At 53.0% G+C, this 15342-nt stretch carries 12 protein-coding genes and 4 tRNA genes; all 16 read left to right on the top strand.

Translation table 11 applies throughout. The features are described from left to right. Nucleotides 1-213: 213 nt before the first annotated feature. The 16 genes from rho to IP581_RS00805 all read left to right on the top strand — a co-directional run bounded on the left by rho (nt 214) and on the right by IP581_RS00805 (nt 14786). Nucleotides 214-1473, top strand: a complete 1260-nt coding sequence (rho, locus tag IP581_RS00730) for a transcription termination factor Rho (RefSeq protein WP_004386383.1) — start codon at nt 214-216, stop codon at nt 1471-1473. Nucleotides 1474-1717: 244 nt separating this feature from the next. Further along, nucleotides 1718-2821, top strand: coding sequence for a UDP-N-acetylglucosamine--undecaprenyl-phosphate N-acetylglucosaminephosphotransferase (wecA, locus tag IP581_RS00735; protein WP_193821537.1), 1104 nt, complete (start codon nt 1718-1720; stop codon nt 2819-2821). A gap of 13 nt (nt 2822-2834) precedes the next feature. Then, a complete protein-coding gene (wzzE, locus tag IP581_RS00740) occupies nt 2835-3881 on the top strand; it encodes an ECA polysaccharide chain length modulation protein (protein WP_193821538.1) in 1047 nt (348 codons plus the stop codon). 55 nt (nt 3882-3936) lie between these two features. Then, nucleotides 3937-5067, top strand: a complete 1131-nt coding sequence (gene wecB, locus IP581_RS00745; protein ID WP_097401972.1) for a non-hydrolyzing UDP-N-acetylglucosamine 2-epimerase — start codon at nt 3937-3939, stop codon at nt 5065-5067. Further along, the gene (gene wecC, locus IP581_RS00750; RefSeq protein WP_193821539.1) at nt 5064-6326 is read left to right on the top strand and encodes a UDP-N-acetyl-D-mannosamine dehydrogenase; all 1263 of its coding nucleotides are present in this window, start codon (nt 5064-5066) and stop codon (nt 6324-6326) included. The genes wecB and wecC overlap by 4 nt, the downstream gene beginning before the upstream one ends. Nucleotides 6327-6346: 20 nt before the next feature. Beyond that, nucleotides 6347-7024: a dTDP-4-amino-4,6-dideoxy-D-galactose acyltransferase gene (gene rffC, locus IP581_RS00755; RefSeq protein WP_193821540.1), complete on the top strand. Its 678-nt coding sequence runs from the start codon at nt 6347-6349 to the stop codon at nt 7022-7024. 4 nt (nt 7025-7028) lie between these two features. Continuing rightward, nucleotides 7029-8159: a dTDP-4-amino-4,6-dideoxygalactose transaminase gene (rffA, locus tag IP581_RS00760; protein ID WP_086868443.1), complete on the top strand. Its 1131-nt coding sequence runs from the start codon at nt 7029-7031 to the stop codon at nt 8157-8159. A gap of 1 nt (nt 8160) precedes the next feature. Further along, nucleotides 8161-9411, top strand: coding sequence for a lipid III flippase WzxE (gene wzxE / locus IP581_RS00765; protein WP_193821541.1), 1251 nt, complete (start codon nt 8161-8163; stop codon nt 9409-9411). Then, on the top strand, nt 9408-10487 hold the full coding sequence (locus IP581_RS00770) for a TDP-N-acetylfucosamine:lipid II N-acetylfucosaminyltransferase (RefSeq protein ID WP_097401968.1): 1080 nt from the start codon (nt 9408-9410) through the stop codon (nt 10485-10487). The genes wzxE and IP581_RS00770 overlap by 4 nt, the downstream gene beginning before the upstream one ends. Continuing rightward, nucleotides 10484-11836, top strand: a complete 1353-nt coding sequence (gene wzyE, locus IP581_RS00775) for an ECA oligosaccharide polymerase (RefSeq protein WP_097401967.1) — start codon at nt 10484-10486, stop codon at nt 11834-11836. The genes IP581_RS00770 and wzyE overlap by 4 nt, the downstream gene beginning before the upstream one ends. Nucleotides 11837-11848: 12 nt before the next feature. After that, a complete protein-coding gene (wecG, locus tag IP581_RS00780; RefSeq protein ID WP_193821542.1) occupies nt 11849-12589 on the top strand; it encodes a lipopolysaccharide N-acetylmannosaminouronosyltransferase in 741 nt (246 codons plus the stop codon). A 258-nt stretch (nt 12590-12847) separates the two neighbouring features. Next, nucleotides 12848-14233 (top strand): bifunctional threonine/serine APC transporter ThrP, encoded by a 1386-nt coding sequence (gene thrP / locus IP581_RS00785; RefSeq protein WP_086868452.1) that lies wholly within the window; start codon nt 12848-12850, stop codon nt 14231-14233. 102 nt (nt 14234-14335) lie between these two features. Beyond that, nucleotides 14336-14412 (top strand) — tRNA-Arg (locus tag IP581_RS00790). Between the two features lie 69 nt (nt 14413-14481). Next, nucleotides 14482-14557 (top strand) — tRNA-His (locus tag IP581_RS00795). 28 nt (nt 14558-14585) lie between these two features. Then, nucleotides 14586-14671 (top strand) — tRNA-Leu (locus IP581_RS00800). A gap of 38 nt (nt 14672-14709) precedes the next feature. After that, a tRNA-Pro gene (locus IP581_RS00805) sits at nt 14710-14786 on the top strand. Nucleotides 14787-15342: the final 556 nt, after the last annotated feature.

Here is a 15342-nt window from a genome sequence, read left to right on the forward strand (position 1 = left end):
ATACTTCCCGCAGAGCAACACCATCGCGAGAGAAGTCGACAGATTCCGGGCTTATCACTTATTCCGTCTTATCGTTTCAGTTCTGCGTACTTTCCTGTGACCAGGCACCGATCAGACATAAGTTGATGGCCGTTAACAGGCATGGATGACCCTGCCATACCATTCACAACATTAAGTTCGAGATCTACCCCGAGTTTAAGAACCCACACCATTATGAATCTTACCGAATTAAAGAATACGCCGGTTTCTGAGCTGATCACTCTCGGCGAAAATATGGGGCTGGAAAACCTGGCCCGTATGCGCAAACAGGACATCATTTTCGCCATCCTGAAGCAGCACGCGAAGAGTGGCGAAGATATCTTTGGCGATGGCGTGCTGGAGATTCTGCAGGATGGATTTGGTTTCCTCCGCTCCGCAGACAGCTCCTACCTCGCCGGCCCTGACGACATCTACGTATCCCCCAGCCAAATCCGCCGTTTCAACCTCCGCACTGGTGACACCATTTCAGGTAAGATTCGCCCGCCTAAAGAAGGTGAACGTTACTTTGCATTGCTCAAAGTTAACGAGGTGAACTTCGATAAGCCGGAAAACGCGCGTAATAAGATTCTGTTTGAAAACTTAACGCCGCTGCACGCGAACTCTCGCCTGCGTATGGAACGTGGTAATGGCTCGACGGAAGACTTAACCGCGCGCGTACTGGATCTGGCGTCGCCGATCGGTCGTGGTCAGCGTGGTCTGATTGTCGCACCACCAAAAGCCGGTAAAACCATGCTGCTGCAGAACATCGCGCAGAGCATTGCTTACAACCACCCAGATTGTGTGCTGATGGTGCTGTTGATTGACGAACGTCCGGAAGAAGTGACCGAGATGCAACGTCTGGTTAAAGGCGAAGTGGTTGCTTCCACCTTTGACGAACCGGCTTCCCGCCACGTGCAGGTTGCAGAAATGGTTATCGAGAAGGCCAAGCGCCTGGTCGAGCACAAGAAAGACGTTATCATTCTGCTGGACTCCATCACCCGTCTGGCCCGCGCTTACAACACCGTTGTTCCGGCGTCCGGCAAAGTGCTGACCGGTGGTGTCGACGCGAACGCCCTGCATCGCCCGAAACGCTTCTTCGGTGCCGCGCGTAACGTGGAAGAGGGCGGTAGCCTGACCATTATCGCGACCGCGCTGATTGATACCGGTTCGAAAATGGACGAAGTGATTTACGAAGAGTTTAAAGGCACCGGTAACATGGAACTGCACCTCTCGCGTAAAATCGCTGAAAAACGTGTCTTCCCGGCGATTGATTACAACCGTTCCGGTACGCGTAAAGAAGAGTTGCTCACCACTCAGGAAGAACTGCAGAAAATGTGGATCCTGCGCAAAATCATTCACCCAATGGGTGAGATTGACGCCATGGAGTTCCTCATTAACAAGCTGGCAATGACGAAGACGAATGATGAGTTCTTCGACATGATGAAGCGCTCTTAATATAAATAAACCTCGGAAACGCCACGTTTTTACGTGGCGTTTTTTATTTACGGGCTATACGCTATATGCACCGGGACAGGCACTGTCCGATGCTGGCCGCTCAAGAGTGATAGATAAATCTGTTGAATATCTCGTTCGGTTGAAAAACAGACAATAAAGCTTGTAAACGACCTGCTTTCTCATTTTATGAGGCATGGCAACGTCGTTATACTGCCAGGATTAACATTCGCTGAGAGCATCCACTGTGAATTTACTCACTGCGTTTACTGAATTATTCAGTATTTTCTTGTTCACAACCGTCTTTTTGTTTGTTGCTCGTAAAATGGCAAGACATGTCGGACTGGTGGACAAACCCAACTATCGTAAACGGCATCAGGGATTGATCCCTCTTGTTGGGGGAATCTCAGTATTCGCAGGGGTTTGTTTTACGTTTGGTATCACGGATTATTACATTCCTCACGCTGCCCTCTACCTCTGCTGTGCTGGTGTTTTGGTTTTTATAGGCGCGCTGGACGATCGATTCGATATTAGTGTAAAAATTCGTGCTGCTGTCCAGGCGACTATTGCCGTAGTGATGATGGCTGTCGGCAAGCTTTACCTCAGCAGTCTCGGCTACATTTTTGGTTCATGGGAGATGGTGCTGGGGCCTTTTGGCTACTTACTTACCCTCTTTGCAGTCTGGGCGGCAATTAACGCGTTCAATATGGTTGATGGCATTGATGGTCTGCTGGGTGGGCTTTCCTGCGTCTCTTTTGCTGCTATCGGTGTGATTTTATTGTTGGATGGTCAGTTTAGCCTCGCAATGTGGTGCTTTGCCATGATTGCGGCTATTTTGCCATATGTTCTGTTGAATCTGGGCGCGTTGGGACGACGTTACAAAGTCTTTATGGGAGATGCGGGCAGTACGTTGATTGGTTTTACGATCATCTGGATTTTACTGCAAACAACGCAAGGCCCTATCCACTCAATTAGCCCGGTCACCGCGTTATGGATCATTGCCATTCCGCTGATGGATATGGTAGCGATAATGTTCCGTCGACTACGTAAAGGAATGAGCCCATTTTCACCAGATCGCCAGCATATTCATCATCTCATCATGCGCGCAGGGTTTACTTCCCGTCAGGCCTTCGTGCTGATAACTCTCGCGGCTTCCCTGCTGGCCAGTATTGGGGTCGTCACGGAGTATCTCCGTTTTATTCCTGAATGGGTGATGTTGGCATTATTTTTGCTATGCTTCTTTTTGTATGGCTACTGTATTAAGCGCGCATGGAAAGTGGCGCGCTTTATCAAGCGAATTAAACGCAGAATGCGCCGTAATAGCCTTTCTAAATCAACACTAACCAAGTAAATCCGGGAAAGCGATGATTCAACCAGCGTCAGGAACACCTTCGATGGGGACGGAAAATGAACTGGATATCCGGGGCTTGTTCCGTACTTTATGGGTAGGAAAATTATGGATCGCGGGAATAGCATTGTTGTTTGCTTTGCTCGCCTTAGTCTGGACCTTCTTTGCTACCCAGGAGTGGAGTGCGACCGCCGTTACCGACCGCCCCACGGTTAATATGCTGGGAGGTTATTATTCCCAGCAGCAGTTCCTGCGTAACCTGGACGACAAAGCTAACCAGACGCCAACCGATCAGGTATCGGTCATGGATGAGGCATATAAAGAGTTCATTATGCAACTCGCCTCATGGGATACGCGCCGCGATTTCTGGTCGCAAACGGATTACTACAAACAGCGCCTGGTCGGTAACAGCAAAGCGGATGCGGCGATGCTTGATGAGCTCATCAATAATATCCAGTACACGCCTGGAGATGTTGTCCGCAACCTTAACGATAACGTTAAGTTGATTGCTGAAACCGCGCCAGATGCTAACAACCTGCTGCGTCAGTATGTCGCCTTTGCCAGCCAGCGTGCCGCCAGTCATCTTAACGATGAACTGAAAGGTGCCTGGGCCGCGCGAACCATCCAGATGAAAGCACAGGTTAAACGCCAGGAAGAAGTCGCTAAGGCGATTTTTAACCGTCGTCAACACAGTGTTGAGCAAGCGCTCAAAGTCGCTGAGCAGCACAATATCTCTCGTAACGAAACCGAGGTTCCACCGGACGAGCTGCCGGATTCAGAACTGTTTATGCTGGGCCGTCCAATGCTGCAAGCGCGGCTGGAAAACCTGCGGGCAGTGGGGCCACAATTTGATCTGGACTATGATCAAAATCGGGCAATGCTGAATACGCTTAACGTCGGTCCGACACTTGATCCCCGTTTTCAGACATATCGTTATTTGCGTACGCCGGAAGAACCGGTAAAACGCGACAGCCCGCGTCGTGCTTTCCTGATGATTATGTGGGGAATTGTTGGTGCGTTAATCGGCTCCGGAATTGCATTAACACGCCGCCGTTCGAATTAAACGCCGTCTGAGATAAAGGCTCCGTGCCTTCATCTTCTAATCGAAGAGAATCGTTGTGAAAGTACTTACCGTATTTGGCACGAGGCCAGAAGCTATCAAAATGGCTCCGCTGGTACATGCGCTGGCAAAGGATCCAGACTTTGAAGCAAGAGTTTGCGTCACTGCGCAGCATCGGGAGATGCTTGATCAGGTGCTAACGCTCTTCTCTATTGTTCCGGATTACGATTTAAACATTATGCGGCCAGGACAAGGGCTTACAGAGATAACCTGTGGCATTCTTGAAGGGTTAAAACCCATCCTGGAATCCTTCCGCCCGGATGTGGTGCTGGTGCATGGCGACACGACAACGACGATTGCGGCGAGCCTTGCCGCATTTTATCAGCGTATTCCTGTCGGGCATGTTGAAGCGGGTCTGCGTACTGGCGATCTCTCTTCGCCATGGCCTGAAGAGGCAAACCGCACGTTGACCGGCCACCTGGCGATGTATCACTTTGCGCCGACGGAAAACTCCCGCCTCAATTTACGCCGTGAGAATGTTGCGGATAACCGCATTTTTGTCACTGGCAACACCGTCATTGATGCGCTTTTCTGGGTTCGCGACAGCGTGATGAATAACCCTTCGCGTTACGAGGAGCTGGCGGCGCGTTATCCGTTCCTCAGCAGAGATAAAAAACTGATCCTTGTTACCGGCCATCGCCGCGAGAGTTTTGGTCGTGGTTTTGAACAGATTTGCCATGCGTTAGCGGATATCGCCGCGCAACATGATGATGTGCAAATTGTCTATCCGGTCCATCTGAACCCCAATGTCAGCGAGCCCGTAAACCGGATTCTTAGTCACGTTGAGAACGTTACGCTAATAGAACCTCAGGATTACCTGCCGTTTTTGTGGTTGATGAATCATGCCTGGCTGATCCTGACGGATTCGGGCGGCATACAGGAAGAAGCCCCTTCGCTCGGCAAGCCGGTGCTGGTGATGCGTGATACCACCGAACGCCCGGAAGCCGTGGATGCGGGCACGGTTAAACTGGTTGGCACGGATCGCCAGCGCATCGTGGAAGAGGTCTCGCACTTGCTTCATGACAACGATGCCTGGCAGGCGATGAGCCGCGCGCACAACCCTTATGGTGACGGGCTGGCCTGCGGCCGCATTTTGCACGCACTTAAAAATAATCGGGTAACACTATGAGCTTTAAAACCATTTCCGTTATTGGCCTGGGCTATATTGGTCTGCCTACCGCAGCGGCGTTTGCGTCACGGCAGAAGCAGGTTGTTGGCGTCGATATCAACGCCGATGCGGTGGAAACCATTAACCGTGGCGAAATCCATATTGTCGAGCCGGAACTGGGAAGTGTAGTGAAAGCGGCGGTAAACGGCGGCTATCTTCGCGCGAGCACCACGCCTGTCGTCGCAGATGCTTACTTGATCGCCGTGCCAACGCCATTTAAAGGCGAGCACGAGCCGGATATGGCCTATGTTGAGGCGGCAGCGAAATCCATCGCGCCAGTGCTTGGCAAAGGCGCGTTGGTGATCCTTGAGTCGACCTCGCCGGTAGGGGCAACAGAACAGATGGCTCAGTGGCTTGCCGACGCGCGCCCGGATCTCACTTTCCCGCAGCAGGCGGGTGAAAACGCCGATATCAATATCGCCTACTGTCCGGAGCGCGTGCTGCCGGGGCAAGTCATGGTTGAGCTGATTAAAAATGACCGTGTGATTGGCGGGATGACGCCGGTTTGTTCGGCGCGGGCCAGTGAGCTGTACAAAATTTTCCTCGAAGGCGAATGCGTGATCACCAACTCGCGTACCGCTGAAATGTGCAAACTTACCGAAAACAGTTTCCGCGATGTCAACATTGCCTTTGCCAACGAACTGTCGCTGATTTGCGCCGATCAGGGGATCAACGTTTGGGAGTTGATTCGTCTGGCGAACCGCCATCCGCGCGTCAATATTCTGCAGCCTGGTCCTGGCGTTGGCGGGCACTGTATCGCCGTTGATCCGTGGTTTATTGTCGCGCAGAACCCGCAGCAGTCGCGGCTTATCCGCACCGCGCGTGAAGTTAACGACTTTAAGCCGCACTGGGTGTTGAATCAGGTCAAAGCGATGGTTGCCGATTGTCTGACGGCCAGCGGCAAACGTGCCAGTGAAATCAAAATCGCCTGTTTCGGGCTGGCCTTTAAGCCCAATATTGATGATTTACGTGAAAGTCCGGCAATGGAAATTGCCCTCGACATCGCCCAGTGGCACAGCGGTGAAACACTGGTAGTGGAACCGAATATTCATCAACTGCCGGCTAAATTCGCCGGACACGCCACGCTGGTAAATACCCATGATGCGCTGGCGCAGGCCGATGTGCTGGTGATGCTGGTTGATCATAACGAGTTTAAAGCGGTGGAGAGCGCCAGCATTGACCAGCAATTCGTTGTCGATACCAAAGGTGTCTGGCGCTAAGCGAGCGTAAAGGAAACAGCATGACCATTCACGGCACGGTAGAAGAACTGGCATGGGAAAGCCGTTTTTTTAGCTTGCGTAGCGCGATAGTTCGCCTGCAACCCTCGGCACCTGCGTTAACCAGCACTGATTTCGCAAACTGGGAGCGTGTGCAGGTAAAACTGCCGGCATCGCAGCCCGGCATGTTGGATGCGTTGCAGCAGCTCGGTTTTCAACTGGTTGAAGGCGAGATCGACCTTTCGCTGGCGCTAGAGGAGCAGGGCGTTGATCCGGTTGCTGATGTGGCGACGCTTGCGGATATCCCTGTGCTACGCCAGCTGGCAGCTGAAATCTTTGTGCAGAGCCGATTCCGCGCCCCCTGGTATCCAGCAGAGGCGAGCGGGCGTTTTTATGCGCAATGGATCGAAAACGCCGTAAAAGGTGAATTTGACCATCAATGCCTGGTCTTTCGTAACGCAGATGGCGCTATCGCTGGCTTTGTTTCGCTGCGCCAGCTCAACGAACAGGAAGCGCGCATTGGCCTGTTGGCCGGGCGCGGTATGGGCGAAAAATTAATGCAGGCGGCGTGCCACTGGGCGCGTCAGCGCGGGCTAAAACGTGTGCGGGTAGCGACTCAGCTAGGGAACACTGCCGCACTTAAACGCTATATTCAAAGCGGGGCGAATATTGAAAGCACCGCTTTGTGGCTATACAGGTGACTCTATGATCCCCTTTAACGCCCCACCGGTGGTGGGAACGGAACTCGACTACATGCAGTCGGCGATGGGCAGCGGTAAGTTATGCGGCGATGGCGGTTTTACCCGCCGCTGTCAGCAGTGGATGGAGCAACGTTTTCGCAGCGCGAAAGTCTTACTAACACCCTCCTGCACGGCGTCGCTGGAGATGGCTGCGCTGTTACTGGATATCCAGCCTGGCGATGAAGTGATCATGCCGAGCTACACCTTCGTGTCGACCGCCAACGCGTTTGTACTGCGCGGTGCGAAAATCGTCTTTGTCGATATCCGCCCGGATACCATGAACATTGATGAAACGCTGATCGAAGCCGCCATCACCGAAAATACCCGCGCCATTGTGCCGGTGCATTACGCGGGAGTCGCCTGCGAAATGGACACCATTATGGCGATTGCCAAACACCATAATTTGTATGTGGTGGAAGATGCGGCACAGGGCGTGATGTCGACCTATAAAGGGCGGGCGCTGGGCACGATCGGCCATATTGGTTGCTTTAGTTTCCATGAAACCAAAAACTACACCGCGGGCGGCGAAGGCGGTGCGACGCTGATTAACGATCGCGCGCTGGTGGAACGGGCAGAGATCATTCGTGAGAAAGGCACCAACCGCAGCCAGTTTTTCCGTGGGCAGGTGGATAAATACACCTGGCGCGATATCGGTTCCAGCTATCTGATGGCAGATCTCCAGGCGGCCTATTTATGGGCGCAACTGGAAGCGGCAGAACGTATTAACCAGCAGCGCCTGGCGCTGTGGCAAACCTATTACGATGCCTTAAAGCCGCTGGCGCGCGCGGGTCGCATTGAGCTGCCCTCGATCCCTGCGGAATGTAGCCACAATGCACATATGTTTTATATCAAGCTGCGCGATGAAGCCGACCGTAGTGCGTTGATTGCCTTCCTGAAAGAAGCGGAAATCCTCGCGGTGTTCCATTATATCCCGCTGCATGCCTCACCAGCTGGTGAAAAATTCGGCGAATTTCACGGCGAAGATCGTTACACCACACAAGAAAGTGAGCGTTTGCTTCGTCTGCCGCTGTTCTATAACCTGGCACCGGTTAATCAGCGCACCGTTATCAGTACGCTTCTGAGCTACTTCAACTGACATGTCGCTGGCAAAAGCATCGATATGGACGGCCGCCAGCACGCTGGTCAAGATTGGCGCGGGCTTGCTGGTGGTCAAATTGCTTGCGGTGGCGTTTGGGCCGTCAGGTGTCGGGCAGGCGGGGAATTTTCGCCAGCTTATCACTGTGTTGGGTGTGCTGGCAGGTGCCGGGATTTTTAATGGCGTAACGAAATTTGTCGCGCAATATCATGATGATCCTGCTCACTTGCGTATTGCTGTCGGCACGTCGTCTGCTATGGTACTGGGCTTTTCGACGCTGCTGGCGCTGATTTTCCTGCTGGCGGCGGCACCGATTAGCCAGGGGTTATTTGGCCACACTCATTATCAGGGGCTGGTGCGCTTAGTGGCGCTGGTACAGATGGGCATTGCATGGGCCAACCTGCTGCTGGCGGTAATGAAAGGTTTTCGCGATGCTGCGAGTAACGCGCTGTCGTTGATTATCGGTAGCGTGATTGGCGTGCTGGCCTGGTTTCTCTGTTTCAAACTGGGTGGCTATCAGGGGGCGTTGCTGGGGATGGCGCTGGTGCCCGCGCTGGTGGTGGTTCCGGCAATGTTCATGCTGATGCGACGTGGCAGTGTTCCGCTGGCGTACTTTGCGCCGAGATGGGACAACGGATTAGCGGGGCAGTTAAGCAAATTTACGTTAATGGCGCTGATCACCTCGGCAACCCTGCCGCTGGCCTATGTGATGATGCGAAATCAGCTGGCGGCGCACTACAGCTGGGATGACGTGGGGATCTGGCAAGGGGTCAGCAGTATCTCCGACGCTTATCTGCAGTTTATTACCGCTTCGTTCAGCGTTTATCTGTTACCGACATTGTCCAGATTGGCGACAAAAGCAGAGATTTCGCGCGAAATTGTTAAATCGCTGCGTTTTGTGTTACCGGCGGTAGCGGCAGTGAGCCTTTGCGTCTGGTTGCTGCGCGATGTGGCGATTTGGCTGCTGTTTTCCGACAAGTTCACTGCGATGCGCGATCTGTTCGCTTGGCAGCTGGTCGGGGATGTATTGAAAGTGGGTGCTTACGTATTTGGCTATTTGGTTATCGCCAAAGCGTCGCTGCGCTTTTATATTCTGGCGGAAGTGAGCCAGTTCGCGCTGTTAACCCTGTTTTCGCGCGTGCTTATCCCGGCGCATGGCGCTATCGGCGCGGCGCAGGCCTATATGGCGACCTACATTGTTTATTTTGCCGCGTGCTGCGGCGCTTTTTTGATTTGGCGTAAGAAGGCATGACTGCACTGATTCACGTATTGGGATCGGATATCCCACACCATAACCAGACTGTTCTGCGGTTTTTTAATGAAAACCTTGCGGCCTCGGGCGCGTATGCCCGTGAATTTATGGTAGTTGGCTGCGACGAAGGGCAAAGCGCGGCGTATCCGGAATTAACGCTGCACTTCTATGCCGATAAAAAAGCGCTGGCAAAAGCCGTTGTCGCGCGCGCAAAAGCCGATCGTCAGCAACGCTTCTTCTTTCACGGTCAGTTCAACTTCGGCCTGTGGCTGGCGCTTTTGCGCGGTGCCATCCAGCGCGAACAGTTCTACTGGCATGCCTGGGGCGCCGATCTGTATGAAGTGTCGCGCAGCCTCAAATTCCGTCTTTTTTATCCGCTGCGTCGGTTAGCGCAACGCCGGGTGGGCTGCATTTTTGCTACCCGTGGCGATCTGGCCTGGTTTGGGCAACGTAACCCTGCCGTGCGCGGCGAACTGCTCTATTTCCCTACGCGGATGGATCCGGCGCTGAATACCATGGCGCACGAATTACAACGGGAAGGCAAACTGACGATTCTGGTGGGTAACTCCGGCGACCCGAGCAACGAGCATATTGCTGCATTGCGAGCGATTCACCGCCAGTTTGGCGATACGGTTAATATCATTGTGCCGATGGGTTACCCGGCAAATAACGACAGCTATATCACCGCGGTACGCAACGCCGGTCTGGCGCTATTTAGCGCAGATAACGTGCGTATTCTGAGCGAAAAAATGGACTTTGACGCTTATCTGGCACTGCTGGCGCAATGCGATTTAGGCTACTTTATTTTCGCTCGTCAGCAGGGGATTGGCACGCTTTGCTTACTGATTCAGGCCGGCGTTCCCTGCGTACTGAACCGGGAGAATCCTTTCTGGCGCGATATGGTGGCAGAAGATATTCCGGTGTTGTTTACCAGCGACGCGCTAAATGAGGCGGTGATCCGCGAAGCACGGCGGCAACTGGTGGCAGTGGATAAGAATGCCATTACGTTCTTTAGCCCCAATTACATTACGCTTTGGCATAAAACGCTGCGTATGGCTGCGGGGATCGTCGGATGAGCCCACTGGAATTTTGCGGACTGTTTATCATCTGGCTGCTGGCGGCGCTTTTTATCGCCACGCTAACCTGGTTTGAATTCCGCCGTGTGCGTTTTAACTTTAACGTTTTCTTTTCGCTGCTGTTTCTGCTGACTTTTTTCTTCGGTTTTCCGCTGACCTGCGTGCTGGTGTTCCGTTTTAACGTCGCCGTGGCACCGCCGGGAATTATGATGCAGTCATTGCTGGCAGCGGCGTGTTTCTATGGCATCTATTACGTCACGTACAAAACGCGGCTGCGGGCGAAAGCTGAACAGGCGACACGTCGCCCTCTGTTCTCCATTAACCGGGTGGAAGCGCATCTGACATGGGTGATGCTGATGATCATCGCGCTGGTGAGCGTGGGGATCTTCTTCATGCACAACGGCTTTTTGCTATTCCGCTTGCACTCTTATAGCCAGATCTTCTCCAGCGAAGTGTCCGGTGTCGCGTTAAAGCGTTTCTTCTACTTCTTTATTCCGGCGATGCTGGTGGTCTACTTCCTGCGTCAGAGTGCGCAGGCGTGGCTGTTCTTTCTGGTCAGCACCGTAGCGTTTGGCCTGCTGACCTATATGATTGTTGGCGGTACGCGCGCCAATATCATCATTGCGTTCGCGATTTTCCTGTTTATCGGTATTATTCGCGGCTGGATTTCGCTCTGGATGCTGGCCGCTGCGGGCGTGCTGGGGATTGTCGGTATGTTCTGGCTGGCGCTGAAACGCTATGGCTTAAATGTCAGCGGTGACGAGGCGTTTTATACCTTTTTATACCTGACGCGTGATACCTTCTCGCCGTGGGAAAACTTGTCGCTGCTGTTGCAAAACTACGACAAGATTGATTTTCAGGGGCTGGCACCAATTGTGCGCGACTTCTACGTGTTTATCCCTTCCTGGTTATGGCCTTCGCGGCCTGGCATTGTGCTCAACACGGCGAACTACTTCACCTGGGAAGTGCTCAACAATCACTCCGGGCTGGCAATTTCGCCCACGCTGATTGGTTCGTTAGTGGTGATGGGCGGTGCGTGGTTCATCTCGCTGGGTGCGGTGGTCGTGGGCCTGATCATTAAATGGTTCGACTGGTTATATACTTTAGGAAACCAGGAAACCAACCGCTATAAAGCCGCGATCCTTCATAGCTTCTGCTTTGGTGCGATTTTCAACATGATTGTGCTGGCGCGTGAAGGGCTGGATGCGTTTGCCTCGCGTGTCGTGTTCTTCCTTGCCATTTTCGGCTTCTGCTTGCTGATGGCGAAACTACTGTACTGGCTGTTTGACAGTGCAGGGCTTATACATCATCGCGATACGCGCGTAGTGAAACCCCTCTCCCAGGTGTGAAAAGGATTTAACATGACGGAAAAGACGGCAGCGCCGCTGTATGACCTGCGCGGTCTGAAACTGGTTGGCTGGCGCGATATGCAACACGCGCTGGATTTTCTCTGTGCGGACGGGCAAATCAAGCAGGGTACGCTGGTGGCGATCAATGCCGAGAAAATGCTGACGCTGGAAGATGACGCGCACGTTCGGGCGTTGATTGAGGCGGCGGAATATAAGTACGCCGATGGCATCAGTGTCGTTCGATCGTTGCGCAAGAAATTCCCGCAGGCGCAGGTTTCTCGCGTGGCGGGGGCCGATCTCTGGGAACAACTGATGGCGCGGGCAGGAAAAACGGGCACGCCGGTGTTTCTGGTCGGTGGAAAGCCTGAAGTGTTGACGCAAACAGAGCAGAAACTGCGTGCGCAGTGGCAGGTTAATGTCATCGGGAGCCAGGATGGTTATTTCAGCCCGGAACAGCGGCAGGCACTGTTTGAGCGGATCCGCGATAGCGGGGCGAAAATCGTCACCGTGGCAATGGGTTCGCCGAAGCAAGAAATTTTCATGCGCGACTGCCGTGCTGTCTGGCCGGATGCACTGTATATGGGGGTGGGCGGCACTTACGATGTCTTTACCGGCCATGTGAAGCGCGCGCCGAAATTCTGGCAAAAATTAGGGCTGGAGTGGCTGTATCGCTTATTGTCACAGCCGACGCGGCTGAAACGCCAGTTACGCTTGCTGCGTTATCTGCGCTGGCACTACAGCGGAAAACTCTGACGCTCTCCCGGCGGCGTAATGCGCTGCCTTTTTCCTTTCGGTTGTTGTTTTATTGTGCATTACGCCTGTTTTTTTTATACATCGTTTGCCATTTCCCTCATTTTAAGAAACCATTCGCTCGCTCATTGCAGTGCCGTGGTGTTTTTTGCGCCAACCATTTCCGGGTCGGTGCAGCATGGCCTGTTATGAGCTGAGGAAAAACTCATAACAATAACCCGCTGAGCGGGCAAAGGTAGACGCAAACACAACAGAGGATTTATGGCCGAAAACAAACCAGAGCTTCAGCGTGGTCTGGAGTCTCGTCACATCGAATTAATTGCCCTCGGGGGCACCATAGGCGTAGGCCTGTTTATGGGAGCTGCAAGTACGCTGAAATGGGCAGGCCCGTCGGTATTGCTGGCGTATATTATCGCCGGGATTTTCGTCTTCTTTATTATGCGCTCAATGGGCGAGATGCTGTTTCTGGAGCCGGTCGCCGGTTCCTTCGCGGTTTATGCGCATCGTTATATGAGCCCGTTCTTTGGCTATCTCACCGCCTGGTCCTATTGGTTTATGTGGATGGCGGTTGGCATCTCGGAAATCACCGCGATTGGCGTGTATGTCCAGTTCTGGTTCCCGGATCTTGCGCAGTGGATACCCGCGCTGATTGCGGTGGGGCTGGTCGCCCTGGCCAACCTGGCCGCGGTGCGTTTGTATGGTGAAATTGAATTCTGGTTTGCGATGATCAAAGTCACCACCATTATCGTGATGATTGTCGTGGGCCTGGGGGTGATTTTCTTCGGCTTTGGTAACGGCGGTCACTCTATCGGTTTTGGTAATCTGACCGAACATGGCGGTTTCTTTGCCGGTGGCTGGAAAGGCTTTTTAACCGCGCTCTGTATCGTTGTTGCCTCTTACCAGGGCGTCGAGTTGATTGGTATCACCGCAGGTGAAGCGAAAAACCCGCAAGTGACGCTGCGTAGCGCGGTAAGTAAAGTGCTGTGGCGCATTCTGATTTTCTATGTGGGTGCCATCTTTGTTATCGTCACCATCTTCCCGTGGAACGAAATTGGCACCAATGGCAGCCCGTTTGTGCTCACCTTCGCCAAAATCGGTATCACGGCGGCGGCAGGCATCATTAACTTTGTGGTGCTGACAGCGGCGCTGTCCGGTTGTAACAGCGGCATGTATAGCTGTGGTCGTATGCTTTACGCATTGGCGAAGAACCGCCAGCTGCCGGCGGTGGTGGCAAAAGTGTCCAAAAGCGGCGTTCCGGCGATGGGCGTGACCATTTCCATCATTATTCTGCTGGTCGGCTCTTGCCTGAACTACATCATTCCCAACCCACAGCGCGTATTTGTTTACGTATATAGCGCCAGCGTATTGCCCGGCATGGTGCCGTGGTTCGTGATTTTGATAAGCCAACTGCGTTTTCGTAAGGCACATAAAAAAGCGATTGCCAGCCATCCGTTCCGCTCGATGCTGTTCCCGTGGGCAAACTGGTTAACCATGGCATTTCTGATTTGCGTGCTGGTGGGGATGGGCTTCAACGACGATACGCGTATGTCGCTGTTTGTCGGCATTATCTTCCTCGCTGCGGTAACGGTGGCGTATAAGGTATTTGGCTTCCATCGGCATGCTGTTACGCAACGTGTGGGTGAATAAGAGGCAAAATGCGCAAAGCATAACCAAACGCGCATTTTCTTCAAAAAAGCACTAGACAGCCGCGCCCGAAGTCCGTACTATCCACCCCCGCAACGGCGCTACGCGCCCGTAGCTCAGCTGGATAGAGCGCTGCCCTCCGGAGGCAGAGGTCTCAGGTTCGAATCCTGTCGGGCGCGCCATTTAAACCCGGCGCTTGAGCTGCGGTGGTTCGTGAAATATCACGATACCGCGTGAACAGATTTACAGTGGTGGCTATAGCTCAGTTGGTAGAGCCCTGGATTGTGATTCCAGTTGTCGTGGGTTCGAGTCCCATTAGCCACCCCATTATTTTGCAGTAGAAGTTTCGTGGAATGCGAAGGTGGCGGAATTGGTAGACGCGCTAGCTTCAGGTGTTAGTGTCCTTAGGATGTGGGGGTTCGAGTCCCCCCCCTCGCACCACAACTTAGATTGAACAAAAAATTCAAAAAGCAGTAAAACGGCGAGTAGCGCAGCTTGGTAGCGCAACTGGTTTGGGACCAGTGGGTCGGAGGTTCGAATCCTCTCTCGCCGACCAATTTTGAACCCCGCGTAAGCGGGGTTTTTTGTTTTTATCTTCCTTTCCTTCTTCTCTTCTTTTGCACGTTTCCATCATCCTTTTTGCCTGTGTTGCTCGTGGACGACAATCTGCCCTTACGGTGTCGCTCTGTGGCGACATTTAACTCACTGATTTTAAATGGACTTGATGATTAGCCTGCTATTTGTCGTTCCGGAGCGACACATTGGCATTTGGCAAAGGCGGTGAAGGCGTGGTCGATGGGCAAGAAACGCTGAATTTGCTGATATTTTAAAAGTTTGCGCGGTGTAACATTTGTTAATGCAGTTATGGCACGGTATGTGCAATAATATACCCGTAGATGCTCATTCCATCTCTTATGTTCGCCTTCAGGCCTCATAAACTCAGGAATGATGCAGAGCCGTTTACGGTGCTTATCGTCCACAGACAGATGTCGCTTCGGCCTCATCAAACACCATGGACATAACGTTGAGTGAAGCACCCATTTAGTTGTCAAAGACCTGTTTTAACGCCTGCCTGAGTATTCCGGCAGGCGTTTTTTTATGTCGTAACACTC

It is taken from the genome of Kosakonia pseudosacchari (genome assembly GCF_015167415.1).
Taxonomy (GTDB): Bacteria; Pseudomonadota; Gammaproteobacteria; order Enterobacterales; family Enterobacteriaceae; genus Kosakonia; species Kosakonia pseudosacchari.

Coding starts and splice junctions, on each gene's coding strand:
- wzyE (WP_097401967.1), top strand. CDS start 10,484: ATGAGCCCACTGGAATTTTGCGGACTGTTTATCATCTGGCTGCTGGCG.
- rho (WP_004386383.1), top strand. CDS start 214: ATGAATCTTACCGAATTAAAGAATACGCCGGTTTCTGAGCTGATCACT.
- IP581_RS00770 (WP_097401968.1), top strand. CDS start 9,408: ATGACTGCACTGATTCACGTATTGGGATCGGATATCCCACACCATAAC.
- wecC (WP_193821539.1), top strand. CDS start 5,064: ATGAGCTTTAAAACCATTTCCGTTATTGGCCTGGGCTATATTGGTCTG.
- wzzE (WP_193821538.1), top strand. CDS start 2,835: ATGATTCAACCAGCGTCAGGAACACCTTCGATGGGGACGGAAAATGAA.
- thrP (WP_086868452.1), top strand. CDS start 12,848: ATGGCCGAAAACAAACCAGAGCTTCAGCGTGGTCTGGAGTCTCGTCAC.
- wecG (WP_193821542.1), top strand. CDS start 11,849: ATGACGGAAAAGACGGCAGCGCCGCTGTATGACCTGCGCGGTCTGAAA.
- rffA (WP_086868443.1), top strand. CDS start 7,029: ATGATCCCCTTTAACGCCCCACCGGTGGTGGGAACGGAACTCGACTAC.
- rffC (WP_193821540.1), top strand. CDS start 6,347: ATGACCATTCACGGCACGGTAGAAGAACTGGCATGGGAAAGCCGTTTT.
- wzxE (WP_193821541.1), top strand. CDS start 8,161: ATGTCGCTGGCAAAAGCATCGATATGGACGGCCGCCAGCACGCTGGTC.